The sequence below is a fragment of the Cellulosimicrobium sp. BMG9.23 genome, from assembly GCF_059159985.1.
This window is the reverse complement of sequence record NZ_JBZGBZ010000007.1, coordinates 327480-351997: the sequence shown is the minus strand read 5'-3', so window position 1 is coordinate 351997 and position 24518 is coordinate 327480. Positions and strand designations below refer to the sequence as shown.

Here is a 24518-nt window from a genome sequence, read left to right as displayed (position 1 = left end):
CACGGAGGGTGGGGCGGCGGCGGGTCTATCATCCGCGCCCTCGTTCCTCGGGCGCTCCCGCCAGACCCGCCACGACCCGCCGCCGCCCCACCCTCCGCACCCTCTCCGGTCGCGTCACCTGATCGGACGGCGTGCTCTCCTCGCCTGGTCGCCTGGTCGCCTGGTCGCCTCGTCAGGTCAGGAGGTCGAGGTCGGCCTCGGTGTCGAGGTCGCGGCCGTCGCCCGGGTGGTCGACGACGTCGATCAGGTCCGCGTGCGCGCGCAGGAACGCGCGGGCGCCGTGGTCGCCGTGGGCGCTCGCGGCGGCCGGGGCGACGAGCGACGCGTCCAGCACGAGGGGGTGCGCCCAGGGGGATTCGTGGCCGGTGTCGCCGGGGGAGACTGCCGCGGCGCCGTGCTCGACGGCGGTCGTCCAGCGCGAGGCGACCACGCGACCCGGGCGGTGGGCGGCGAGGAGGCGCGCGACGTCGTCGGGGAGGATGCCGGGCTGGTCCACGTGCGCGACCACGACCCGGGCCGCGTTCTCGGCGAGCGCTGTGGCGACACCCCGGCGCAACGACGAGGCCATGCCGGACGCCCAGTCGTCGTTGACGACGACCCGCACGCCGGGAGCGTCGAGCGCAGCCTCGGCGCGGACCTGGTCCGCGCCCGCACCGAGGACGACCACGACGACGTCGCAGCCTCCGTCCCGGAGCACACCCGCCACGTGCTCGACGAGCGGTCGACCGTGGTGGGGGAGCAGCGCCTTCGGGCCGCGTCCGAGGCGTGTCCCCGCGCCGGCCGCGAGCAGGAGGCCGACGGTCAGGCGGTGGGGCGGCGGCGCGCCCGGGACGTCGGTGGTCACGCGCCGTAGCGGCGGGCGTCGTAGGCGCGCTGGGAGGCGGTGACCTCGCCGACGGCACCCTCGAGCACGTCGATGAGCGCGGCGAGGCTGTCGGCCACGCGGACACCGAGCTCGGTGAGGGAGTACTCGACGTGCGGGGGGATGGTCGTACGGACCTCGCGCACGACGATGCCGTCGCGCTCGAGCCCTTGCAGCGTCTGGGCGAGCATCTTCTCGCTCACGCCGTCGATCCGGCGTCGCAGCGCGTTGAAGCGCACGGCGCCGTCGCGCAGACCGGCGACCGCCAGGACGCCCCAGCGCCCGGTCACGGACTCCAGCACGTGCCGGGAGGTGCAGCTGCGCTGGAACACGTCGGCGACCATCTCGTCGGTCGGGCCGACGTCGCGCGCGTCGCGTTCCGTCGTCATGCCGTCAGGATAGTGCGCGCGCCCTCAGAACGTGCTGTGAGATACATCGCACGTACTGCACAGGGGCACTATCAAAAAGTTAGTGCATGCTGGGCGACGGCGCCGAAGCGCGCTCCCGCGACCCGGACGAACGGGTCGTACGACACGTCCCGCTCTCGAAGGAGTCCACCCATGACCATCGCCGTCACCGGAGCCAGCGGCCACCTCGGCCGCCTCGTCGTCGAGTCCCTTCTGGACCACGGGGCAACGGCCTCCGACGTCTTCGCCCTCGCGCGCACCACGAGTGCGGTCGATGACCTCGCGGGCCGTGGTGCGGTCGTCCGCGAGGCCGACTACGACCGCCCGGAGACGCTCGACGTCGCGCTCGCCGGTGTCGATGTCCTCGTCCTCGTGTCCAGCTCCGACCTGGACGGGCGTGTGCGGCAGCACGGCGCCGTCATCGAGGCGGCGAAGGCCGCCAGTGTCGGGCGCGTCCTCTACACGAGCATCCTGCACGCCGACACCACGCCCGCGATCCTCGCCCCCGCGCACAAGGCGACCGAGGAGATGCTCGCTGCCTCCGGCCTGACCACGACGATCCTGCGCAACGGCTGGTACACGGAGAACTACCTGCCCGACGTCGAGCGGGCGCGCGAGACCGGCGAGCTGGTCTTCAGCGTCGGCGACGGTCGCGTCGCGAGCGCACCCCGCGCCGACTACGCGGAGGCCGTCGCGATCGTCGCGATGGCCGGTGACCGGGCCCCCGAGGGTGCCGCCACCATGCACGACGGTGCGGTGTACGAGCTGTCGGGCGACGTCGCGTGGGACTTCGACGAGCTCGCGCGCGCCGCTGCCGAGGTGCTCGGCCGACCCGTGGCCTACCGGCGCCTGACCTCCGACGAGCACCGTGACGTCCTCGTCGCCGCCGGCCTGGACTCGGGCACGGCGGGCTTCGTCGTCGACCTGGACGCCGACGCGCGCGCGGGGCTGCTGGCCGACGCCCCCGGTGACCTCGCCCGACTCCTGGGCCGGCCGACGACCCCGCTCGTCGACGGACTGCGCGAGGCCGTGCCGGTCGCCGACCCGGCCTGACGCCGCCGCGACCCGGTCGGCGCGAACCGTGCCGCCGACCGGGTGCGCCGCCGGTCTCGTCGACCCACGGCGCCCGTCCGTGGTCTATAGTTGAAGATGCAACTAAGCGGCCGCCCTCGCGCGGCGCCGACTCACAGGAGGAAGCTCATGACCGGCCAGGCCGACTCGTCGCCCGCGATCCAGCGCCTCGCGCGACCGGGTGCGGACGCCCGTCCCGTCGGCGACCTGCTCGCCGCCGAGACGCGCATGGACGCGGTCACCCTCCACGTGCGCGACCTCGACCTCATGACGCGCTACTACCGCGACGCGCTCTCGCTCGCCGTGCTCCCCGCGCCCGAGACCCTCGCCCTGCCCGCCGGGGCGCGGCTCGCGGAGACCGTCGTGCTCGGCCGCGGGGCGACGCCCCTCGTCGTGCTGCACCGCACGCCCGACCTGCCGGAGCCGGGACGCCGCGAGGCGGGCCTGTTCCACACCGCGGTCCTGTTCGACGACGAGCCGGGCCTCGCGCACGCGCTCGCCTCCGTCGCGACCACCGCTCCCAGCACGTTCGTCGGCAGCGCCGACCACCTCGTGTCCCAGGCGTTCTACTTCACGGATCCCGAGGGCAACGGCGTCGAGCTCTACGCCGACCGCCCGCGCGACGCCTGGGGGTGGGACGAGGACGGCGTGCGGATGGACACGATCCACCTCGACCCGAACGGCTTCCTGGCCGACCACCTCAGCGACGCCTCGCGAGAGCTCCTGTCCGTCCCGCGCGCTGACGCGGGCGAGCGGGTCGGCGCCGGGACTGGCGGCGCGGGCGGAGCGGTGGTGGGACACGTCCACCTCCAGGTCGGCGACGTCGCGACGGCCCGGTCGTTCTACGTCGACGCCCTCGGCTTCGAGGAGACGGCGACCGTGCCGGGAGCGCTGTTCGTCTCGGCGGGCGGGTACCACCACCACATGGCGATGAACACGTGGAACAGCCGTGGCGCGGGGCCGCGGGCGTCGTCGCTCGGGCTGGGCAAGGTGTCGATCGCGGTGCCCGGCGGGGACGACGTCGGCGCGCTGCGCGAGCGGCTCGCCCGCGCAGCGGTCGCGACCGAGGACGACGGCGCGGTGCTGCGGTTCGAGGACCCGTGGCGCAACCGCATCGAGGTGCGCGTCGACGCCTAGCTGGTCAGTACACCTAGTGGCGAGCCTTGATCACCAGCACGGGGGCGGGGGAGTCGAGCAGCACGCGCTGCGTGGTGCTGCCGAGGAGGAACTTGCCGACGGGGGAGCGCTTGCGCGCCCCGATGACGACGAGCTCCGGGTGTGTGCGCTCGGCCTCGTCGACGATCGCGTCGGCCGGGTCGACGTGCTCCGGGCGGTACGTCACGTCAGGTGGCTCGATGCCCGCGGGCAGCGTGTCCAGCTGGTGCGCGAGGCCCGCCGGGATCCCGGCGTCGGGGTCCTGGGGGGTGAGGACGAGGACGGCGAGCGGCGCGCCGCGTCGTTCGGCCTCGGCGATCGCGGCGTGCAGGGCGGCCTCGCCCTGCGGGGAGTCGTTGTACGCCACGAGGACGGTCATCGCCGGGCCTTTCCGTGCTGCCGATCGGAGTGCGGTTGAACTCTCTCACACGCCGGGCGTGGCCGCCGTCCGGCGAACGGCGCGGGGATCCGACGCGGCCTCGTGCGCGCCGGGGACGGTGAGCGGCACGTCGGGCGGCACGGTGAGCGGCGGAGGGAGCAGCGCAGGGAGCACGCGAGCCAGCACGTCCTCGATCTCGCGCCGACGTCGCGTGCCGAGACGTTCCGACGGCGCCGTCACGCTGATCGCCGCGACGGGGCGCCCCGCGTCGAGCACGGGGACCGCGACGCAGCTGATCCCGGGCTCGTTCTCCTCGTCCTCGCGCGCGAAGCCGTGCTCGCGGGTGCGCTCGCACACGGCGCTCAGGTCCGCGGTCGTGACCTGGCCGTCCGGAGCGGCGGCGGCGTACCAGGCGAGGCGGTCGTCGTCGAGCGTGCGGTAGGCGAGGAGCGCTCGGCCGAGCGCGGTCGTCGCCGCGGGCCGGCGGCGCCCGACGGCCGACCAGACCCGGACGGCGCGGGCGGGCTCGACCTTGTCGAGGTAGACGATCTCGGTCCCGGCGAGGGCCCCGAGGTGCACGAGCTCGTCGGTGGCCTGGCACACGGCGACGAGCGCGGGGTGCAGGAGCGCCGGCAGGTTCTCCTCGCCCAGGTAGACGGTCGCGAGCGCGGTCGCCGCGGGTCCGAGCCGGTAGCTGCCCGTCGCCTCGTCCTGCTCGGCGTAGCCGCGGTGGCGCAGGGCGGCGAGCGTGCGGTGCAGCGAGGTCTTGTGGAGCCCGAGGTCGTGGGCGAGCGCCCCGAGGGCGAGGCCCCCGGGGCCGGCGGCGGCGAGCGCCTCGAGCGCGGCGAGCGCCTTGTCCACGCTGCCGAGCGGGCTCGCCGTGCTCGCCGCGGGGACTGTCGACCCGCTTCCCGCGGTGCCCGACGTCGCGGGCACGGCTTCCGTCATCGTGGTGCCTTCCTCTAGAGTGCGTTCCGCAGTGAACAACAGGCGTTCACCATAGCGAAACGGAGTGAGGATGTCAGCCGACACCAGCGTCCTGGAGCAGATCGAGCGGGCGCGCGTCGTCCCCGTCGTCGTGGTCGACGACGCGCGCGACGGCCTGGGCGTCGCCGCCGCCCTGCGCGACGGCGGCCTGCCGGTCGCCGAGGTCACGTTCCGCACGGCCGGCGCCGCCTCGGCGATCGAGGCGATCGCGCGCGAGGTGCCCGAGGTGCTCGTGGGTGCCGGCACCGTGATCACCGCCGCACAGGTCGACGAGGCCGTCCGTGCGGGCGCCCGGTTCCTCGTCTCGCCGGGCCTGTCGGCCGCCGTCGTGCGCCGCGCCCAGGAGCACGGCGTGCCGATCCTCCCGGGGGTCGCGACGCCGTCGGACATCATCGCCGCGCTCGACCTCGGCCTGAAGGCCGTGAAGCTGTTCCCGGCGAACGTCGTCGGCGGTCCCGCCGCCGTCAAGGCGTTCTCGGCGCCGTTCCCCGGAGTGCGGTTCGTCCCCACCGGCGGCGTCAGCGCCGCCAACCTCCTCGACTACCTCTCCCTGCCGTCGGTGCTCGCCGCCGGCGGGTCGTGGATGGTCGACCGGTCGCTCGTCCGCGCGGGCGACTGGGCCGAGATCACCCGTCGCACGCGCGAGGCGGTCGAGCTCGCCGCCTCGCTCGCCACCGTCACCGAAGGAGCCTGACCGTGAGCACCACCCCCACCGAGACCAGTACCGAGACCACCACCGGCACCTCCGCCGGCACCGCGCCGCTCGCCGTCCGCCCCGCCGACGAGTGCGCGTACGACGTCGTCGCGCTCGGCGAGGTCATGCTGCGCCTCGACCCGGGCGAGCGCCGCATCAAGACCGCGCGCAGCTTCGACGCGTGGGAGGGCGGCGGCGAGTACAACGTCGCGCGCGGCCTGCGCCGCTGCTTCGGCCTGCGCGGCGCCGTCGTCACCGCGCTCGCGGACAACGAGGTCGGCCGCCTCGTCGAGGACCTCATGCTCACCGGCGGGCTCGACACGAGCCACGTCGTGTGGCGCTCCTACGACGGCATCGGCCGCACCGTGCGCAACGGCCTGAACTTTACCGAGCGCGGGTTCGGCGTGCGCGGCGCCGTCGGCGTCTCCGACCGCGGCAACACCGCGATCGCGCAGCTGCGGCCCGACGACGTCGACTGGGACGCGCTGTTCGGCCGCGGCGTGCGCTGGTTCCACACCGGTGGCATCTTCGCCGCGCTGTCCGAGTCGAGCGCCGACGTCGCCGAGGCGGCGATGGCCGCTGCGCGCCACCACGGCACGATCGTGTCCTACGACCTCAACTACCGCCCGTCGCTGTGGCAGGGGATCGGCGGCGTGGAGCGCGCGCAGGAGGTCAACCGTCGCCTGGCGCGCTACGTCGACGTGATGATCGGCAACGAGGAGGACTTCACGGCCAGCCTCGGCTTCGAGGTGGAGGGCGTGGACGAGAACCTCACCGACCTCGACACGGGCGCGTTCCGCGCGATGATCGGCCGTGCGGCGGAGGAGTACCCGAACTTCCAGGTCATCGCGACGACGCTGCGCGGCGTGAAGACGGCCACGGTCAACGACTGGGGCGCCATCGCGTGGTCGCGCGTGCAGGGCTTCGCCGAGGCGACGCACCGCCCCGGCCTGGAGATCCTCGACCGCGTCGGCGGCGGCGACTCGTTCGCCTCGGGCCTCGCGTACGGGCTCATGGAGCTCGGGTCGATCGCCGAGGCCGTCGAGTACGGCGCCGCGCACGGCGCGCTCGCGATGACCACGCCGGGCGACACGTCGACGGCGTCGCTCGCCGAGGTCCGCAAGCTCGCCTCGGGCGGCAGCGCGCGCGTCCAGCGCTGACGCCGCCGGTCGGCACTCCCCGGCGCACCGTCGGGCTCGTGCTCAGCGTGCCGGGGAGAGCATCCGCCCGGACAGCGTGACGATCGCGCGTGTCGGGGCGAGGCGTGCCGCGAACGTCTGGAGGCGGTTGCCGAGCCCGGGCACGACGCCGGGCGGTGCGTCGCGCCGGTCGAGCGCGCGCAGGGCGTCGTGCACGACCTGCTGGGCGCTGCGCACCTGGCCGATCTTCGCCTCGTCGGCGCCGACGACGTCGAAGAACTCGGTCGGGACCGGGCCGGGGGACAGGGCGAGAGTGCGCAGCCCCGTGCCTCGCGTCTCGTACCACAGCGCCTCGGTGAACGACCGGACGAACGCCTTCGTCGCGCCGTACACCGCCATGCCGGGCGTCGCCTGGAACGAGGCGGTGCTCGCGACGTTGACGAGCGCGCCGCGCCCGGTGGCGACGAGCTCGGGCAGGAACGCGCGCGTGAGGTCGACGAGGCTCGCGACGTTCACCTGGACCTCGGCCGCCACGCGGTCGGGGTCGGCGTCGGCGAGCGCGCCGTGCGAGCCGAAGCCCGCGTTGTTCACGAGCGTGCCCAGGGTGATACCCCGCTCCCGCAGCGCCGCGGCGAGCGCCCGGCCGGGCCGGGCCGTCGCGAGGTCGTGCGGCAGCACCGTCACGTCCACGCCCGTCCGCGAGCGGAGGCGGGCCGCAAGGCCCTCGAGCCGGTCGACGCGTCGCGCGACGAGCACCAGACCCGCTCCGCGCTCGGCCAGGCGGGTCGCGAACTCGGCACCGAGCCCGGAGCTCGCGCCCGTGACCAGGGCTGTGGTGCCGGTGTAGTCGATGGGCATGGTGGTCCTCCAGGGTTGCGGACGATGAAAGGTGTACACCCGTTCACCGAGTATGGTGAACAGGTGTACACCGAACTTGTGGCCGACGCAAGAGCCGGTCGACGCCCGTGACCACGACGCCGAGCCGCCGAGTCCCGCACGTCCGGGGCCAGGGCGAGCAGCTCCGTCGCGAGCTCGTCGACGCCGCGGCGGCGCTGCTCGCGCGGCCCCGCGGCGTGCCAACGCCGTCCCTGCGAGCGGTGGCACGTGCCGTCGGGGTCTCGCCCGCCGCGGTCTACCTCCACTTCACCTCGCAGGCCGACCTCATCTGGGCGGTGCTCGAGCGCCACCTCGACGGGCTCGCGCAGGCCCTGCGTGCTGCCGACGACCCGGCGCTCGAGGCCCGCGAGCGCATGCACCGGGGCGCTGCTGCGTACGTCGCCTGGGGTCTGGAGCATCCGGGCGCATACCAGCTCCTCTTCGAGAGCGTCGACTCGCTCGGCATCGACGGTGGGCAGGACGTCCCCGGCGACCGGCTCGTCGAGGAGACCGCCGAGATCCTCGTCGAGGGCGCGGTGCCACCCGACGACGCGCGCCAGGCCGCGACCCGCACGTGGATGGCTCTGCACGGGCTCGTGTCCCTGCGCCTGCACAAGCCGCACCAGAAGTGGCCCGACGGCCTCGAGCGCGACCGCCGGGCGCTCGTCGACGCGGTGCTCGACCCGGTCCTGGGGCGTGGGGGCGACCGATGACCGTGCGGGTGCGCGGTGTCGTGACCGCACACGGGGGCAGGTCCAGCCGTCGTCCAGCCCCCGCGGGTTAGGGTGGATCGACGCTGTGGGGGCTGCTGGGAGGTGCCGTGACGGGACGCGACGCGTACGCTCCGGGCCTGCCCAGGCGCCGGGTCGAACCACCGCCGGACCTGGCCCGCGCCGTCGAGCACGCCCGCATCCTGCGGGGTGCCGGAGACCCGTCGGGGGCGGCCCGAGTGCTCGACCGCGCGTTCGACGCCGAGGGCGTGCGTGCCCGCACCGTCTCCGAACCCCTCCGCTTCCGCGCCCTCGTCCTGCGTGCCGACCTCGCGCTGCGCCTGCACGACGATGCCGGGGCCGCCCGGTTCCTCGCCGGCGCGGAGGCCCTGCCGCTCCTGGCGGACGCGCTCGCCGGGCTCGACGACGAGGTGCACCGTGCCGAGGAGCTGCGCGAGCAGCTCGGCGGCGAGGGGGACGGCTGAGCGGTCGGGAACCTGCGCGGGCCGATCCGCGTTGGACTGCGCAGCACCTTCAGCCGCTCCCGGGCAGTGTCCCGGCGGCGACCCGAGCAGCACCCCGAGCAGGAGGACCCGCATGCTGTGCCCGACCGACCAGACCGTGCTCGTGATGACCGAGCGCAAGGGCGTCGAGATCGACTACTGCCCCACCTGCCGTGGCGTGTGGCTCGACCGCGGCGAGCTCGACAAGATCATCGACCGCTCGGTCGAGGGCGAGATCGCCGCCGAGGCCGCAGGACCGGCCGCGGCCGCGCCACCCGTCGTCCCCGCGGGGGCCCCCGCGCCCGGGCCCACCGCGTACCCGGCCACCCAGCCGGCCGACTACGGGTCGCCGCGCGGCTACGACGAGCGTCGCGACGACCGCTATCGGGACGAGCGTCGCTACGACGACCGGGACCGCCGGAACGAGGGCGACCGCCGGTACGACGGCGACCGCCGGTACGACGGCGACCGCCGGTACGAGGGCGACCGCTACGACCCGCGCTACCCCCAGCGCAAGAAGAAGAAGGAGTCGTGGCTCGGGGACCTCTTCGACTTCTGACGTGCGGGTGCTGGATCGAGCGTGCCAGACCGACCGTGCTGACCTGAGCGCCGTGCCGACGGCCACGGGCTCCGGGGCCGGAGCCGGGGGCTAGGCTCGGTCCTCGTGCGTGCAGTCCTGAGCCGGTGGGTCGACCCGTTCGTCGTGACGCTGCTCGTGGAGCTCGTGCTCGGGCTCGTCGTGCCCGTGGGGCCGGGTGCGCAACGCGTGGTGGACGTCGTCGCGGACGTCGCGGTCACCGTCCTGTTCCTCGTCTACGGCATGCGGCTCGCCACGCGTGAGGTGTGGGCCGGCCTGCGGAACTGGCGGCTGCAGGGCGGGATCCTCGCGTCGACGTACGTCGTTTTCCCGCTGCTCGGCCTCGTCGTCGCGTGGGCCGTCGCCCCGGTGATCGGGGAGGGGCTCGCCGTCGGGGTGCTCTTTCTCGCGCTGCTGCCGTCCACGGTGCAGTCGTCGGTCGCGTTCACGTCGGTGGCCCGCGGCAACGTCGCGGGCGCGATCTGCGGTGCGACGGTGTCGAACGTGCTCGGCATGGTCGTCACGCCGCTCCTCGTGCTGTGGCTGCTCTCGGACGCGTCGGGCGGTCCGGCCGGTGCGGTCGGCGGGACGGCTGCCGGTGCAGTCGACGGCTCGGGCGGGCTGGGCGGGCTGCGGACCGTCCTGCTCCAGCTCCTGGTCCCGTTCGTCGTGGGGCAGCTGCTGCAGCCCTGGGTCGGTGACTGGATCCGCGCGCGCCGCTGGCTCACGCTCGCCGTCGACCGGGGCACGATCCTCGTCGTCGTGTTCGGCGCGGTCGCGGCGGCGACGTCGGCGGGCGTGTGGTCGAGCGTGTCGGGGTGGGCGATCGTCGCGCTGCTCGGCGTGAGCGGCCTGCTTCTCGCGGCGATGCTCGCGATCACGTGGTGGGGCGGCGCGGCGCTGCGCCTGTCGCGCGAGGACCGGATCGCGCTGCTCATGTGCGGCTCGAAGAAGTCGCTCGCGACCGGCCTGCCGATGGCGAGCGTGCTCTTCCCGGTCGCCGTGGCGGGCGTCGTCGCCGTGCCGGTGATCGTCTTCCACCAGCTCCAGCTCGTGGTCTGCGCGGTGCTCGCCCGGCGCCTGGCCCTGCGGGCCTGAGCAAGGCCGGTCGCCGAACACGGGATCAGCCACCGTATTCGGCCGAGCGTGGTGGCCAACCCCGTGGTCGACGGTGGCCGGCCCCGTGCTGGGCAGGGGAGACCTCAGGCGCGCGCGGTGACCTGCTCGCGCACCTGGCGCTTGGCGCGCGTGAGCATGCCGTTCATCCCGCCGATGCGCAGCGGGCTCACGGCGCGCGTGAGCCCGATCGACATGGGGAAGTCGTCGGGGACGTCGAGGACCTCTTGCGCGGTCAGGCCCGACAGGCCCTGCGCGAGGATCGACGCGAACCCGCGCGTCGTCGGCGCCTCGGCCGGCGCCGTCGCGTAGAAGTGCACGACGCCGTCGGCGCCCACCTCGGCGAACGCCCGGACGGGGGACTGGCACTCCTCGATGCGTTCGAGCATGCCGGGCGCGCTCGCGTAGCGCTCCGGGAGGTCCGGGAGCTCGTTCGCGAACTCGAGCAGGAGCTGCAGGCGCTCACGCTCGGGCACGGCGAGGAAGTCCTCGCGGATCTCGGCGAGCGACGTGGGCAGCGCCGGTTCGGGCGCGGTGTCGGGCGTGGAGGCGCTCATGGGTCGATCCTCGCACCGGTCCGGGCGCCGGGCATCGCGGTCCCACCGTGCGGAACGCCCAGCGGCCGGGTGCTCGCCCGGGGGACGCCGACGGCGCGGGGCGAGCCTCGTGGAGAGGCTCACCCCGCGCCGTCGGGCAGGGAAGTGAAGGAGGCTCAGCTGAGCGACGCCGGGGCCTCGCCCGGCTGGTCGCCCTTGACGATGGGCACGCGCACCGCGTTGCCCCACTCGGTCCACGAGCCGTCGTAGTTGCGGACCTTGTCGAAGCCGAGCAGGTAGGTCAGCGCGAACCACGTGTGGCTCGAGCGCTCGCCGATGCGGCAGTACGTGACGACCTCGTCGTCCGCCTGCAGGCCGAGGCCGCCCTCCTGGTAGATCGCCTCGAGCTCGGCGCGCGACTTGTACGTGCCGTCCTCGGCGACGGCGGTCGCCCACGGGACGTTGCGCGCCGTCGGGATGTGGCCGCCGCGCAGCACGCCCTCCTCCGGGTAGTCCGGGATGTGCAGGCGCTCGCCCGTGAACTCCTGCGGGGAGCGGATGTCGACGAGCGGGCCGTTGCCGATGTGCGCGAGGACGTCCTCCTTGAACGCGCGGATCGTCACGTCGTCGCGCTCGACGACCGGGTACTCGACGGCGTCGGGCTCCGGGACGTCCGTCGTCGTCTCGCGGCCCTCGGCGATCCACTTGCCGCGACCGCCGTCGAGCAGGCGCACGTCCTCGTGGCCGAACAGCGTGAAGACCCACGCGGCGTACGCGGCCCACCAGTTGTTCTTGTCGCCGTAGACGACGATCGTCGTGTCGCGGCCGATGCCCTTCGAGCCGAGCAGCTGGGCGAAGCCCTTGCCGTCGATGTAGTCGCGGGTGTCGGGGTCGTTGAGGTCCGTGTGCCAGTCGATCTTCACGGCACCGGGGATGTGGCCGGTCTCGTAGAGCAGCACGTCCTCGTCGGACTCGACGACGACGACGCCCGGCTGGCCGAGGTGCTCCGCGAGCCAGTCGGTGCTCACGAGGCGGTCGGGGTGGGCGTACTGCGTGATCTTCTCGGTGGTGTCGAGCGGTGCGGGCATGGTTCCTCCAGGGGCTGGCGTGCCGGGGTGTGCGCGCGACAGGCTGCGCGGCTCTCCGCCCGTCAGGCTAGGCGGGGTGTCCGCTCCGTGGAAGGGGCGTTGCGCATGCTGAGACGGTGTTACGCGGGGTTCAGCGCTGTCCCAGGAGCTCGCGCGTCGCGTCCCCGAGCGCCGCGTCGAGGAGCTCGAGACCGAGGTCGAGCTCGTCGTCGGTGACGGTCAGCGGCGGGGCGATGCGGAAGACGCCACCCATGCCGCGCAGCTGCACGACGTTCAGGTGCAGCCCGCGCTCGAGAGCACGGCGGGTCACGAGCGTGCCGAGCGCGTCGGCGCCCTCCTTCGACTCCCGGTCGAGCACGAGCTCGATGCCCTGCAGGAGCCCGCGACCGCGCACGTCGCCCACGACCTCGTGCTGGGACTGCAGCTCGAGGAGGCCAGCGCGCAGGCGGTCGCCGAGGACGCGCACGCGCGCGTCGAGGTGCTCGGCCTCGAGGACGTCGAGCACCGTGCCGCCCACCGCGGCGACCAGAGGGTCGGACACGTGCGTCGTGAAGAACAGGAAGCCGCGCTCGTGCGCACGCTCCTCGATCTCGGCGCTCGTGACCACCGCCGCGAGCGGCAGCCCCGCCCCGAGCGTCTTCGAGAGCGTGAGGATGTCGGGAACGACGGGTTCGTCGCCAGGCCGTCCCTCGAACGCGTACCAGGAGCCCGTGCGGCACAGCGCGGTCTGCGCCTCGTCGAGGATGAGGAGCATCCCGCGCTCGTGGCACTTGTCCCGCAGCGCCGCGAGGTACCCCTGCGGGAGCTCGACGATCCCGCCCGAGCTGAGGATCGGCTCGACGATGCACGCCGCGAGGTTCCCGGTCGACTGCACGTCGACGAGGTCGAACGCGAGGTCGAGCTGGCGGCGCCAGTCGTGCTCGCCGTCCGGCGTGAGATGGTCGGGGCGGTAGGCGTTCGGCACCGGGATGACCAGGTTCCCCGGCGCCGTCGGCCCGTAGCCGCGGCGTCCGGCGCTGTTCGTCGCGGCGGCCGCGGCGTGCGTCATCCCGTGCCACGACCCCGCGAGCGAGACGATCTCGTGCCCGCCCGTGACGAGCTTGGCCATCCGGATCGCGGCCTCGTTCGACTCCGCACCGGTCGTGAGGAGCAGGACCTTCTCCAACGGGTCGGGGAGCGTGTCCGCGAGGCGCCGCGCGAGGTCGACGACGGGCCGCGAGAGCATCCCGCTGAAGAGATGGTCGAGCGTGCCGATCTGGCGACGCACCGTCTCCACGACAGCGGGGTGGCTGTGCCCGAGGATCGCGCTCATCTGGCCCGACGTGAAGTCGAGGATCCGGCGACCCTCCGCGGTGGTCACGAAGCTGCCCGAGGCGCTCTCGACGACCTCGGGCGTGAACGGCCCGCCGTACCGCACGAGGTGCGTGTCGGCGTCGGCCCAGAAACGGGCGACGGCCTCCGCGGACTCGCCCGAGGCGACGGAGAGGGGCGGGACGGGCGCGGTCATGTGCCGAGCCTAGGGACGACCCGCTGTGCGCGTACAGCGCGACTTCTCGTACAGTCTGTGCGGAAGAATCGCACAGCGTTGCGAGCGCTCACCGAGCAGCAGGAGGGAACCGTGCTCAACGCCGCCCGGCTCCAGATCCTCGCGCGGCTCGACAGCCTCGGCACCGTGCGCGCTGTCGGCGCCTCGTTGCACCTGAGCCCGTCCGCGGTCTCGGCGCAGCTCGCCGCGCTCGAGGCCGAGACCGGTGCACGTCTCCTCGAGCGAACCGGACGGCGCGTGCGGCTCACTCCCGCGGGACGCTCTCTCGCTCGGCACGCGCGGGTCATCCTCGACCAGATGGCGCTCGCGGAGGCGGAGCTCGCACACCCCGACGGTCAGCCGGCCGGGGTCGTGCGCGTCGCCGCGTTCTCGAGCGCGGTGCGGCAGCTCGTGATCCCGCTCGCGCTCCGGCTCGCGACGGAGCACCCGGGTGTCGAGATCGACGTCGTCGAGCTGGACCCGCGCGAGAGCGGCCCTGCGCTGCGACGCGCGGACGTCGACCTGGCCGTGACGGCCGACCTGCTCGACGGCGCCCCGCTCGCCGGTCCCGACGTCGCGACCGTGCCCCTGCTCGAGGAACCGGTCGTGCTCGTGACCCCGGCCGCGACGTCGAGGGACGGTATCGCCGGTGCGCCGTCGCAGGACGGCGTCGCCGACGCGCTGCCACAGGCCTCGTCCGACCCGGTCGACCTCGCGGGCCTCGCCGACGCGCGCTGGTCGGCGGACCTGGCGGGCACCTACCTGTCGACGCTTCTCGGCAGCGCGTGCCGCGACGCAGGGTTCGAGCCGCGCGTCGTGGCGCGCCTCCCGAGCTACGAGCTCCTGCTCGCTCACGTCGAGGCCGGGCTCTCCGTCGCGCTCCTGCCCGGGCTCGCCGTCGATCGCCGGTACGCCGTCGACGTCCGCGCGCTCAAGAGCCCGAGGACACGTCAGGTGTACGCCGCAATGCGTCGAGGGGCACCGCCGACGGCCGCCACCGCCGCGGTCCTGTCGGGCCTGCGCCGCGTCGCGCGCGGGCGAGGTTCCCGGCAGGGCGTCACGGCATCCGGCGAGGCGCCGCCCGTGCTCGTCGACGACGCCGACTAGCGGTCACGCGTCCTGGACGGTGGCCCTCGGCGAGGGACGAGCGTCACCGCGCCGGGACATCGTCCGGAGTCAGTGCCCGCACTCGCCGTCCGGTCGCGAGGAACACGCCGCGCAGCCGGACACCCCGGCGCACGGCAGCGTCGTGCAGGGCGGCGAACCACCGGCCGTCCGCCGTCGTGACAGAGTCGGAACCCTGGCGCTCGAGCATGAGCACCGTGCTTCCACCAGGTGCCTGCTCCGCGAGCACGTCGCGCACGACGCACACAAGGTTCTCGACGATCTGGTAGTCGGGTGAGGGCGGGACGTCATCGACCGGGACGATCGCCCGCAAAGGGCGGTCCTCGGCGTCGAGGAACGTGATCCAGAGGCTGAAGCGGACCGCGTCGGCGTCCTGATGGAGGAACTCGATCCACGCGAGGAGGGCGTCGTCGTCGGGCAGTCGGTCACCGGGACGGATCGAGGCTCGGGGTGTCGTCATCACCACAGGGTGGTGGCGGCGAAGCCGTCCTCGACGTGCGTCCACAGGGCCGCGTGAGAACGGTCGTGACGGCCGTCGTCCACAGCCTGGCCCGTCCATGGTCGCGCGAGCAACGACGTGCCTGCGTCGGCATGGCTGCCGTTCGGCGCGAGCGTCCAGTTGCTCCCGAGGGACGTGAGGCGAGGTGGCATTAGACCCTGGCCCGCGGCGGGTCCCCCGTGCGAGGGTGTCCGGTATGAGTGAAGCCACCCGGTTCGTCGACCGCACGACCGACGAGGTCGAGGTACCGCTCCTCGGGGGCGACGTGTCCGACGGCCTCGTGCGTCGCGGTGACACGGTGCGCCGCCCGCGCGGCCCGCACAGCCCCGCCGTCGAGGCGTACCTGCTGCATCTCGAGCGCGTCGGGTTCGACCGCGCGCCGCGGTTCCTCGGCATCGACGACGACGGCCGCGAGGTCGTGACGTTCCTGCCGGGACAGATGGGCGGCCGCCCGCCGCACGCCTGGGCGACCGACGAGGAGATCCTCGGACAGCTCGGCGAGTGGCAGCGGGCCCTGCACGACGTGTCGACGGACGTGGTCCTCCCCGACGGGGTCGCGTGGCCCGAGCGGGCCCAGTTCCCCGAGGTGCCGGACGTGTTCGACGCACCGGACGTCGTCGGGCACAACGACGTGACGGTCGAGAACGCGCTGTTCCTCCCGGCGGGCGAGGACCCGCAGGGGCCGCACCGCCTGGTCGGCGTGATCGACTTCGACCTCGCGGCGCCCACGACCCGGTTGCTGGACGTCGCGACCACCCTCCTCTACTGGGCGCCGATCAGCCCTCCGCACGCGCGTCCCGACGTCACCCGGGACCTCGACGCCGGGCGCCGCATGCGGCTCCTCGCCGAGGCGTACGGCCTCGACCGGTCCGACCGGCTCGGGCTCCTCGACGTGCTCGCCCAGCGGTTCGCGCGCAGCTGGTACGCGATGCGGCACGCCGCCGCGACGCGCGGCGGCGGGTGGCAGCGCATGTGGGACGACGGCGTCGGGGACCGCATCCGGGAGAACGAGGCCTGGTTCGCCGCCGAGCGACCGGAGCTCGTGCGCGCGCTCATCTGACGCTCAGCCCCGACGCCCGCCGCGCCGTGCCCAGGACCACAGGCGCCGCAGCGGCCCGGGGCCCCGGACGACGGGGATCTCCTGCGTCTCGACGCCGTGGACCAGCCACGCCTCCGCGTGCCGGCGCGCCTCGGCGGTCGACTCGCCGATCACCGGTCGGGCGGGGAACACGGCGATGCGCTCGTGCTCGCGCAGGTCGATGACGTGGCGGAACAGGTCCGCGAGCGCCGGGTCCACCCCGCTGACGAACAGGCGACCCCCGTGCGCGCCCAACCGGTCGGCGTAGGACGCGAGCACCGTGAACGCGGTGGCCCCGAGGCTGACGCGGCCGCGCAGGCGGAGCACCACCACAGCCTCGCGCGCGCCGGACGGGTCGGGCAGCGCAGCCTCGAGCGAGCGCGCGCCGGCGTAGAAGAGGCTGCCGTGCACGTCGAGCACCGTCACCTCCTGGCCGGGCAGACGCCGCGGCGCGGGCTCCTCGCGGACGTGGCCGTCGTCCTGCCGCACGAGCCGCACGATCCGCAGGTCCTGCGACTCGCGGTTGGCCTGGAGCAGGATCGACAGCGCGGCGCCGATCCCGACGGCGGCCGCGACCGGCAGCAGGAGCGTCGCGAGGAACGTCGTCGCCATGGCGATCTGCGACTGGCTGCCGGTCCGCCACGCCGTCGCCATCGCCGACAGGCGGATCGATCCCGCGGACGCGACCACGAGGACCGCCGCGAGCGTCGCCGAGGGCACGGCACCGACCGGCCCGGACAGCGCGACGAGGACGACGAGCACCCACACGCCCGACATGACCCCCGCCCAGCGGTCGCGCGCCCCCGCGGCGGTGGAGACCGCCGTCTGGCCCACGGACCCGCCGACGGGGATGCCGCGGAACACGCCGACGACGATGTTCGCGACGCCCTGGCCGACGAAGTTCCGGTCGGAGTCGGCGCGCCGGCCGCCCGGGTTCGGCACGGACTCGGCGACGCCCGCACCCTGGACGAGCACGATCGCGGCGACGGCGAACGCCCCGACGACGACGTCCGCGGAGAGCAGGCCGAGCTGGGGAACGGCCGGCGCGGGCAGGCCGACGGGGATCGCCCCGGAGTCCGCGACCAGCTCGACGGAGCCGGCCCGCAGGGCCCACACCCCGACGGCGGTGACGACGAGCGCCACGACGGCCGCGAACGGGGCGATCCGCGTGCGGGCGAGCAGGAGGAGCAGGAGGACCGCGCTCGTCCCGACGGCGACCGTGGGCCAGTCCCAGGTGCCGGGCGCCGTGACCACCTGGTAGGCGTCGCCGACGGCCAGGGACGACGTCGGGTCCGCACCGGTGAGGGCGGCGAGCTGCCCGAGGAGGATGTTCACGGCGACGCCGGTGAGGAACCCCGTCATGACCGAGTGGGAGACGAACCCGGTCAGCCGCCCCAGCCGAGCCACGCCCGCGAGGACCATGAGCACGCCGGCGAGCGTCGTCATGAGGACGAGCGCTCCCAGCCGGTCGTCGGGGTCCACCGTGGCGACCGCCGACCCGGCGGCGAGGGCGGCCGCGCTCGTCGTGGTGACGATCATGCGCTGCGAGTCCACGGTGAGCCCGCCCGCGATCCGGCCGACGGCCGTCGCGTACAGCCCGTGGATCGGGCTGACGCCGACGAGCGTCGCGGCGGCCATGCCGTCCGGGACGCCGCCGACCGCACCGGGCACGCCGGCGCTCGCGGACGACCCGAACGTCCCACGCGCGGGGCGCACACCCTGCCACCACGCGTGGGCCGCCCGCAGCGGGCGGGGGCGGCTCACCGGGGCCCCGAGGCGTGTCGCATGGCGACGACTCTGGCACGGACGGACCGGGCCGACCAGGCGAGCGAGCCGTCCTCGGCCGAGGATGGCGGCATGTCCGAGACGTCTCCCCCTGGTACCCGGGTCGTCGTGCGCCGACGCGCGTCGCGCACCGTGCGCTGGATGGCCGTGCACCCGGTGTGGGCGGTCGCGCTGCGCTCCGGCATCGCGGCCGGGCTGGCGTGGTGGGTGGCCTGGCTGATCGGCCTCGCCTTCCCCGACCCGTTCGCCGACTACCGCTACTACGCCCCGCTCGGCGCCGTCGTCGCGACCTCCTCGACCGCGGCGCGGTCCGTGAGCCAGTCGGTGCGGGCGACCCTCGCCATCGTCGTCGGTGCGGCGGTCGCGGGCGTCCTCGACCTCGTGCTGCCGACCGACTCGTTGACGGTCGCGGTCGTGATCGTCGTCGCGAGCCTGCTCGCGGGGTGGCGTGTCCTCGGCGACATGGGGTCGTGGACGGTGACGTCGGCGCTCTTCGTCCTCGTCATCGGCGGCGCGCGGGACCAGTCGGAGTTCGTCGTCGCGTACATCGGCCTCGTGGTCGCCGGTGCGGGTGTCGGCGTGCTCGTGAACCTCGTCGCACCGCCGCTGCCGCTCGCGCCGTCGGAGGCCGCGCTCGACGAGCTCAGGGACGTCCTCGCCGATCAGCTCGACGCGCTGGCCGACGGCCTGCACGGCGACAGGGCTCCGCGGCCGGAGGAGTGGGAGGAGCGGCGGCGGGGCGTCGCCCCGGCGGTCGAGGGTGCGCGACGCGCCGCGGACGAGGCGCGCGAGGCGCAGCGGCTCAACGTCCGGGCGCGACGCCAACGGGGGCGCGTCGAGGACCAGGAGGCCAGGTCCGAGCGGCTGTCCGTGACGACGGCCGTCGTCACGGACCTCGTGCGCGTCCTCACGGAGGGGGAGCGGGACGACCTCGACGTGGACCGTCGGGTGCTCGGCGCCGAGCTGCGCCACCCCGTGGCCGAGGCGCTCGGGGCGCTGGCGGTCGTGGTCCGCGAGGGCCCCGACGCGGACCGGGAGCCGGCGCTGCTCGCCGTCCGCGAGCTGCGGGCTGCGCTGGCGCGCCAGCGGGCCGACGGTCCGGGTGACGACTACCTCGCCGCCGGGGCGATCGTGCTGGACATCGAGCGTGCCCTCGACGCGAACCGGGCGACGTCCGAGGAATCCGACGAGGGCGACGCGTGACGCAGGTCGACGCGTGACCGGCGACGGCGGACGACGACGACGCCGGGACCGTCCGGGTGTCCGGACGGTCCCGACGGCGGTCGGCCCCGACGCTGGGCGAGGTCACGCGAGGTCAGGCGCGGTCAGGCGGGGTGCGGCAGGTCGACGTCCGAGCCGACGAGGAACTGCGAGTACGCCCCGATGGTGAGGAACGTCGGGAAGTCCTCGGCGAGGGCCACCGCCCGGAAGACGGCGGCCGCGTCGTCGACCCGGTTGCCGGGCGTGCGGGGCAGGTCGTCGACGATCTCGGCGAGCAGCGCCTCGACGCGCTCGCGCGTGATCGGCACGCCGTTCTCCGTCCGCGTCGCGGAGGCGATCCACTGCCACACCTGCGAGCGCGAGATCTCGGCCGTCGCGGCGTCCTCCATGAGGTGGTCGATGGCCGCCGCGCCGACGCCGCGCAGCCACGACTCGACGTAGCGCACGCCGACCGACACGTTCGCGCGCAGACCGGCGGCGGTCACGGTGGCGCCCGCGCGCCGCGCCGAGCCGATGTCGAGCAGCTCGTGCTGACCCACGCGCACGTCGTCGCGCTGCCGCGAGACCTGGTTCGGCCGGTCGCCGAGCACCGCGTCGAACTCTCCGCGGGCGGCGTCGAGGAGATCCGGGTGCGCGACCCACGTGCCGTCGAACCCGTCCGTCGCCTCGCGCCGCTTGTCGGCCCGCACCTGCTCGATCGCGCGCTCCGTGACGTCCGGACGACGGCGGTCGGGGATGAACGCGCTCATGCCGCCGATCGCGTGCGCCCCGCGCCGGTGGCACGTCGACACCAGCAGCTCCGTGTACGCGCGCATGAACGGGGCCGTCATGGTGACCTGCGCGCGGTCGGGGAGCACGTACTGGTCGCCGCGGGTGCGGAACGCCTTGATCACGGAGAACAGGTAGTCCCAGCGGCCGGCGTTGAGCCCGGCGCAGTGGTCGCGGAGCTCGTAGAGGATCTCCTCCATCTCGAACGCCGCGGGTAGCGTCTCGATCAGCACCGTGGCCCGGATCGTCCCCTGCTCGATCCCGACCCACTCCTGGGCGAGCTCGAAGACGTCGTTCCACAGCCGCGCCTCGCGGTACCCCTCGAGCTTCGGCAGGTAGAGGTACGGGCCGCGCCCCCGCTCGACGAGCTCGTGGGCGTTGTGGAAGAAGTACAGACCGAAGTCCACGAGCGACGCCGACGCCGAGACGCTCACCCCGGCCCGGTCGACGTACCGCAGGTGCTTCTCGATGAGGTGCCACCCGCGCGGGCGGAAGACGATGGTCGGGAGGTCGGTGAGCGTCGTCGAGCGCAGGCGGTACTCCTTCCTCTCGGCGCCCGCGCCGACGACCATGTGCTCGAGCGTGCCGCGGATCGCGTCGTGCAGCGCGAGCTGGCCCTCGATCACGTTGCGCCACGTGGGCGAGGACGCGTCCTCGGCGTCCGCGAGCCACACGTTCGCGCCCGAGTTCAGCGCGTTGATCGCCATCTTCGGGTCGGTGGGACCGGTGATCTCGACGCGCCGGTCCGCCAGGCCGGGCGCCCCGGTGGAGCCGGCGACGCGCCACGACGGGTCGTCGCGGACCGGCCGGGTCTCGGCGCGGAAGTCGGGGTCGATCCCGTCGGCGACGTCCTGCCGGCGCTGCTGGCGGTCCATGAGCAGGCCGTGGCGCCGGGCCACGAACCGGTCGTGCAGCGCGGTGAGGAAGTCGAGCGCCTCGGGCGTGAGGATCTCGCGGTACCGCTCGCCGAGCGTGCCGGTCACGCGCAGCGTGCCCTGGGGCGCGCGCTGCGCGGTGCCCGACGACGCGGGGCGGGCCGGGCCGCCCGGGTGCGGACCGCCGTCGGGCAGCGGGCCGGACGTGCGCGGGGGAGAGGTGGTGGACGTGGTGGTCATGGCGTGCTCCGAAGGTCGTGCCCCTCGAGATAGAACCGCAGGCGCCGAGGTAGAGCTCCGCGAGCTCTATCTCGATGCCGCGCGTTCTATCTCGCGGAGGGGAGGGGCTTAGTGGAACTGGGCGGTCTCGGTGGACCCGGCGAGCGCGAGGGTGGCGGCGTCGGGGTTGAGAGCCGTGGCGACCCGGTCGAAGTAGCCGGTGCCGACCTCCCGCTGGTGGCGGGTGGCGGTGTAGCCGTCGGCCTCGGAGGCGAGCTCGGCCTCCTGCAGCTCGACGTAGGCGCTCATGGCACGGTCCTTGTAGCCGCGCGCGAGCTCGAACATGGAGTGCGAGACGGCGTGGAAGCCGGCGAGGGTGATGAACTGGAACGCGTAGCCCATCGCGGCGAGCTCCTTCTGGAAGCTCGCGATCTGCGCGTCGTCGAGGTGCTTGCGCCAGTTGAACGACGGCGAGCAGTTGTACGCGAGCTTCTTGCCGGGGTGCTCGGCGTGGACCGCCTCGGCGAAGCGCCGGGCGAGCCCGAGGTCGGGCGTGCCCGTCTCGACCCAGAGCAGGTCGGCGTACGGCGCGTACGCGAGGCCGCGTGCGAGCACCGCGTCCTCGCCCGGCCGCACGCGGTAGAAGCCCTCGGCCGTGCGCTCGCCCGTGAGGAAGGGCTGGTCGCGCTCGTCGACGTCGGACGTGAGCAGGTCCGCGGCGAGCGAGTCGGTCCGCGCGACGATCACCGACGGCACGCCCGCGACGTCGGCGGCGAGCCGGGCCGCGTTGAGCGTGCGCACGTGCTGCGACGTCGGCACGAGCACCTTGCCGCCCAGGTGGCCGCACTTCTTCTCCGACGCGAGCTGGTCCTCCCAGTGCACGCCCGCGGCACCGGCCGCGATCATCGCGTGCATGAGCTCGTAGGCGTTGAGCGGACCGCCGAAGCCGGCTTCCGCGTCGGCCACGATCGGGGCGAGCCAGTCCCGGCCCGGCTCGTCGGTCTCACCGGTCCGGGCCCGCTCCGCCCTCTCGACCTGGTCCGCGCGCAGCAGCGCGTTGTTGATGCGGCGCACGACGGCGGGCACGGAGTTCGCCGGGTAGAGCGACTGGTCGGGGTACGTCTGGCCCGACAGGTTGGCGTCGGCCGCGACCTGCCACCCGGACAGGTAGATGGCCTGCAGTCCGGCACGCACCTGCTGCACGGCCTGGTTGCCCGTGTACGCGCCGAGCGCGGCGACCCACTCCTCGGTGTGGAGCTGCTCCCAGAGCCGCTCCGCGCCGCGTCGGGCGAGCGTGTGCTCCTCGCGCACCAAGCCGCGCAGCGCGACGACGTCCTGCGTGGTGTAGTCGCGGGCGATCCCGTCCCAGCGGGGGTCCTCGGCCCACGAGCGGGCCAGGTCGGCGGCGGTCTGCGTCTGGTCGCCGGGGCGGACGGTGTGGCTGCCGGCGCCCGCGAGGTCGTGTCCGGCCTGCTCCGGTGACCCGCCCGCCGGGACGCCCGCCGCGCCGTCGGCCGTGCGGACGGTGCCGAGCGCGCGGGGACCGCCGACGTACTCGGTCGCGGACCGGCGGCTGACGATGGTGGGCCTGTTCACAGGTGCCTCCTGAGAGTGAGTCGTCGGTGAGGCGGGTGCTCGCCCGACGGTTGTGCGGATCGATCGACGACCTCGCGGTGAGGCCGTGTTTCGACCTTCGTGCCTCCAGATGGCCGTTCTCAAGCCAGATCGGGCGAAAGAATCGACCTTCTTCCGTTGCGCACAAGGAGTGGCATGTGTCACTCTCAGTCATGGCTATCCCGACGACGCGACCCGCGGGAATCGCGGAACATGCGGAGATCCCGCTCGAGAGCGAGCCCGACGCGTTGACGATCGGCCGACGAATCCGCCACCTGCGGACCGAGCGCGGCATGACGCTCGACGAGCTCGGCGCGGCGATCGGCCGCGCACCGTCGCAGGTGTCCCTGCTCGAGAACGGCCGGCGCGAGCCGCGGTTCGCGCAGCTCCAGGCGGTGGCGCGCGCGCTCGGCGCGAGCCTCGACGACCTGCTCTCCGCCGAGCCGCCGTCACGGCGCGACGCGCTGGAGATCGAGCTCGAGCGCGCGCAGCGGGGCCCGCTCTTCGACGCGCTCGGGCTGCGGCCGGTGCGCGTCGGCAAGTCGCTGCCCACGGACGCGCTGGAGACGATCGTCGCGCTCCGGCGCGAGCTCGAACGCCTGCACACCGAGCGCGCGGCGACGCCCGAGGAGGCGCGCCGCGCCAACGCCGAGCTGCGCGCCACGATGCGCGCGCAGGACAACTACTTCCCCGAGCTGGAGGACGCGGCGGCGGAGCTGCTCGACGGCGTCGGCCACGCCGGCGGTCCGCTGCCGCAGCGCGTGGCGGCCGAGATCGCGTCCCACCTGGGCTTCACGCTGCACTACGTGGGCGATCTTCCGCACTCGACGCGCTCCGTGCTCGACCTGCGGCACCGCCGGGTCTACCTGCCGAGCAACGGGATGCGCGGCCGGTCCAACGCGACGTCGGCGCTGCTGCAGGCGCTGGCGCCCCACGTCCTGGGCCACGCGGAGCCGGGAGACTACCGCGAGTTCCTGCGCCAGCGCGTCGAGGCGAACTACCTCGCGGCGGCGCTGCTGCTGCCCGAGCGTCACGCCGTCAAGGCGCTGCGGACCGCGAAGGACGCGCGCGAGATCTCCATCGAAGACCTGCGCGACGCGTTCGCGGTCTCGTACGAGACCGCGGCGCACAGGTTCACGAACCTGGCGTCCAAGCACCTGGGCATCCCGGTGCACTTCATGAAGGTCCACGAGTCCGGCGTCATCCACAAGGCGTACGAGAACGACGGCGTCCGCTTCCCGGCGGACCCGCTCGGCGCGGTCGAGGGCCAGTACGTGTGCCGCAGCTGGACCGCGCGCACGGTGTTCGCGGTCGAGGACCGGCTCAGCCCGTTCAGCCAGTACACCGACACCCCGAGCGGCACGTACTGGTGCACGTCCCGCGTCCAGGGCTCCGCGGACGGCGAGTTCTCCGTGAGCGTCGGGGTGCCGTTCGCGCACGTGAAGTGGTTCCTCGGGCGCGACACGACCGAGCGCCTCGTCTCCCGCTGTCCCGACGGCGCGTGCTGCCGCCGCCCGCCCGACGCGCTCTCCGACCGGTGGTCCGGGCAGGCGTGGCCGAGCGCGCGACCGCACGCGTCGATGCTCGCGGCGATGCCCGCGGGTGCGTTCCCGGGGGTCGACCAGACCGAGGTGTTCAGCTTCCTCGAGCGGCACGCGCCCGCGTAGCGTGCTCGAGGTCACCGTCCGCGGGAGCAGTCCCCGGTTGCC

25 protein-coding genes are annotated in these 24518 nt (G+C 74.3%); 12 read left to right on the top strand and 13 right to left on the bottom strand.

The window, feature by feature from the left end; genetic code table 11:
* Positions 1–172 precede the first annotated feature (172 nt).
* Together AC4H2G_RS14530 and AC4H2G_RS14525 are read right to left on the bottom strand one after the other, a co-directional pair.
* Positions 173–844, bottom strand: a complete 672-nt coding sequence (locus tag AC4H2G_RS14530) for a nucleotidyltransferase family protein (protein WP_494366429.1) — start codon at positions 842–844, stop codon at positions 173–175.
* On the bottom strand, positions 841–1251 hold the full coding sequence (locus AC4H2G_RS14525; RefSeq protein ID WP_494366428.1) for a winged helix-turn-helix transcriptional regulator: 411 nt from the start codon (positions 1249–1251) through the stop codon (positions 841–843). The genes AC4H2G_RS14530 and AC4H2G_RS14525 overlap by 4 nt, the downstream gene beginning before the upstream one ends.
* Before the next feature lie 171 nt (positions 1252–1422).
* On the opposite strand from AC4H2G_RS14525, the gene AC4H2G_RS14520 reads away from it, so the two are divergent.
* Complete coding sequence (locus tag AC4H2G_RS14520; protein WP_494366427.1) at positions 1423–2322, top strand: SDR family oxidoreductase; 900 nt, start codon at positions 1423–1425, stop codon at positions 2320–2322.
* A 246-nt stretch (positions 2323–2568) separates the two neighbouring features.
* Positions 2569–3477, top strand: a complete 909-nt coding sequence (locus tag AC4H2G_RS14515) for a VOC family protein (protein ID WP_494366468.1) — start codon at positions 2569–2571, stop codon at positions 3475–3477.
* A 13-nt stretch (positions 3478–3490) separates the two neighbouring features.
* Here the strand turns inward: AC4H2G_RS14515 and AC4H2G_RS14510 are convergent, their stop codons facing one another.
* Positions 3491–3874 (bottom strand): universal stress protein, encoded by a 384-nt coding sequence (locus AC4H2G_RS14510; RefSeq protein WP_494366426.1) that lies wholly within the window; start codon positions 3872–3874, stop codon positions 3491–3493.
* A 45-nt stretch (positions 3875–3919) separates the two neighbouring features.
* A complete protein-coding gene (locus AC4H2G_RS14505) occupies positions 3920–4822 on the bottom strand; it encodes an IclR family transcriptional regulator (protein ID WP_494366425.1) in 903 nt (300 codons plus the stop codon).
* Between the two features lie 70 nt (positions 4823–4892).
* Here AC4H2G_RS14505 and eda point away from each other — a divergent pair, with 70 nt between their 5' ends.
* Both eda and AC4H2G_RS14495 read left to right on the top strand, forming a co-directional pair.
* Complete coding sequence (gene eda, locus AC4H2G_RS14500) at positions 4893–5555, top strand: bifunctional 4-hydroxy-2-oxoglutarate aldolase/2-dehydro-3-deoxy-phosphogluconate aldolase (protein ID WP_494366424.1); 663 nt, start codon at positions 4893–4895, stop codon at positions 5553–5555.
* A 2-nt stretch (positions 5556–5557) separates the two neighbouring features.
* Positions 5558–6715 (top strand): PfkB family carbohydrate kinase, encoded by a 1158-nt coding sequence (locus tag AC4H2G_RS14495; protein ID WP_494366423.1) that lies wholly within the window; start codon positions 5558–5560, stop codon positions 6713–6715.
* Positions 6716–6757: 42 nt separating this feature from the next.
* On the opposite strand, the gene AC4H2G_RS14490 is transcribed toward AC4H2G_RS14495, so the two are convergent.
* The gene (locus AC4H2G_RS14490) at positions 6758–7552 is read right to left on the bottom strand and encodes an SDR family NAD(P)-dependent oxidoreductase (RefSeq protein WP_494366422.1); all 795 of its coding nucleotides are present in this window, start codon (positions 7550–7552) and stop codon (positions 6758–6760) included.
* Between the two features lie 107 nt (positions 7553–7659).
* Here AC4H2G_RS14490 and AC4H2G_RS14485 point away from each other — a divergent pair, with 107 nt between their 5' ends.
* The 4 genes from AC4H2G_RS14485 (at position 7660) to AC4H2G_RS14470 (ending at position 10458) form a co-directional block, all read left to right on the top strand.
* The gene (locus AC4H2G_RS14485; RefSeq protein ID WP_494366421.1) at positions 7660–8283 is read left to right on the top strand and encodes a TetR/AcrR family transcriptional regulator; all 624 of its coding nucleotides are present in this window, start codon (positions 7660–7662) and stop codon (positions 8281–8283) included.
* 107 nt (positions 8284–8390) lie between these two features.
* On the top strand, positions 8391–8765 hold the full coding sequence (locus AC4H2G_RS14480; RefSeq protein WP_494366420.1) for a DUF8817 family protein: 375 nt from the start codon (positions 8391–8393) through the stop codon (positions 8763–8765).
* A gap of 112 nt (positions 8766–8877) precedes the next feature.
* Positions 8878–9342 (top strand): TFIIB-type zinc ribbon-containing protein, encoded by a 465-nt coding sequence (locus tag AC4H2G_RS14475; protein ID WP_494366419.1) that lies wholly within the window; start codon positions 8878–8880, stop codon positions 9340–9342.
* A 105-nt stretch (positions 9343–9447) separates the two neighbouring features.
* Positions 9448–10458 (top strand): bile acid:sodium symporter family protein, encoded by a 1011-nt coding sequence (locus AC4H2G_RS14470; RefSeq protein WP_494366418.1) that lies wholly within the window; start codon positions 9448–9450, stop codon positions 10456–10458.
* A gap of 104 nt (positions 10459–10562) precedes the next feature.
* Here AC4H2G_RS14470 and AC4H2G_RS14465 read toward each other — a convergent pair whose 3' ends face one another.
* The 3 genes from AC4H2G_RS14465 to AC4H2G_RS14455 all read right to left on the bottom strand — a co-directional run bounded on the left by AC4H2G_RS14465 (position 10563) and on the right by AC4H2G_RS14455 (position 13607).
* On the bottom strand, positions 10563–11033 hold the full coding sequence (locus tag AC4H2G_RS14465; protein ID WP_494366417.1) for a SufE family protein: 471 nt from the start codon (positions 11031–11033) through the stop codon (positions 10563–10565).
* 155 nt (positions 11034–11188) lie between these two features.
* Entirely contained in the window at positions 11189–12100 is a 912-nt protein-coding gene (locus AC4H2G_RS14460; RefSeq protein ID WP_494366416.1) for a sulfurtransferase, read from the bottom strand.
* A gap of 130 nt (positions 12101–12230) precedes the next feature.
* On the bottom strand, positions 12231–13607 hold the full coding sequence (locus AC4H2G_RS14455) for an aspartate aminotransferase family protein (protein WP_494366415.1): 1377 nt from the start codon (positions 13605–13607) through the stop codon (positions 12231–12233).
* A gap of 78 nt (positions 13608–13685) precedes the next feature.
* On the opposite strand from AC4H2G_RS14455, the gene AC4H2G_RS14450 reads away from it, so the two are divergent.
* Positions 13686–14732 (top strand): LysR family transcriptional regulator, encoded by a 1047-nt coding sequence (locus AC4H2G_RS14450; protein ID WP_494366414.1) that lies wholly within the window; start codon positions 13686–13688, stop codon positions 14730–14732.
* Between the two features lie 43 nt (positions 14733–14775).
* Here the strand turns inward: AC4H2G_RS14450 and AC4H2G_RS14445 are convergent, their stop codons facing one another.
* Positions 14776–15210 carry a hypothetical protein gene (locus AC4H2G_RS14445; protein WP_494366413.1) on the bottom strand — a complete coding sequence of 145 codons (435 nt, stop codon included), beginning with the start codon at positions 15208–15210 and terminating at the stop codon, positions 14776–14778.
* The gene (locus tag AC4H2G_RS14440; RefSeq protein ID WP_494366412.1) at positions 15210–15401 is read right to left on the bottom strand and encodes a hypothetical protein; all 192 of its coding nucleotides are present in this window, start codon (positions 15399–15401) and stop codon (positions 15210–15212) included. Before AC4H2G_RS14440 ends, AC4H2G_RS14445 begins: the two co-directional genes overlap by 1 nt.
* Positions 15402–15445: 44 nt before the next feature.
* Here AC4H2G_RS14440 and AC4H2G_RS14435 point away from each other — a divergent pair, with 44 nt between their 5' ends.
* Positions 15446–16309 (top strand): aminoglycoside phosphotransferase family protein, encoded by an 864-nt coding sequence (locus tag AC4H2G_RS14435; protein ID WP_494366411.1) that lies wholly within the window; start codon positions 15446–15448, stop codon positions 16307–16309.
* Between the two features lie 3 nt (positions 16310–16312).
* On the opposite strand, the gene AC4H2G_RS14430 is transcribed toward AC4H2G_RS14435, so the two are convergent.
* A complete protein-coding gene (locus AC4H2G_RS14430) occupies positions 16313–18091 on the bottom strand; it encodes a SulP family inorganic anion transporter (protein ID WP_494366410.1) in 1779 nt (592 codons plus the stop codon).
* Positions 18092–18184: 93 nt separating this feature from the next.
* Between AC4H2G_RS14430 and AC4H2G_RS14425 the strand changes: the two genes are divergently transcribed.
* Positions 18185–19315, top strand: coding sequence for an FUSC family protein (locus AC4H2G_RS14425; protein ID WP_494366409.1), 1131 nt, complete (start codon positions 18185–18187; stop codon positions 19313–19315).
* Positions 19316–19437: 122 nt separating this feature from the next.
* Here the strand turns inward: AC4H2G_RS14425 and aceB are convergent, their stop codons facing one another.
* Entirely contained in the window at positions 19438–21216 is a 1779-nt protein-coding gene (gene aceB, locus AC4H2G_RS14420) for a malate synthase A (RefSeq protein ID WP_494366408.1), read from the bottom strand.
* Between the two features lie 108 nt (positions 21217–21324).
* Positions 21325–22791: an isocitrate lyase gene (aceA, locus tag AC4H2G_RS14415; RefSeq protein WP_494366407.1), complete on the bottom strand. Its 1467-nt coding sequence runs from the start codon at positions 22789–22791 to the stop codon at positions 21325–21327.
* A gap of 191 nt (positions 22792–22982) precedes the next feature.
* Between aceA and AC4H2G_RS14410 the strand changes: the two genes are divergently transcribed.
* Positions 22983–24476, top strand: a complete 1494-nt coding sequence (locus AC4H2G_RS14410) for a helix-turn-helix domain-containing protein (protein WP_494366406.1) — start codon at positions 22983–22985, stop codon at positions 24474–24476.
* Positions 24477–24518 lie beyond the last annotated feature (42 nt).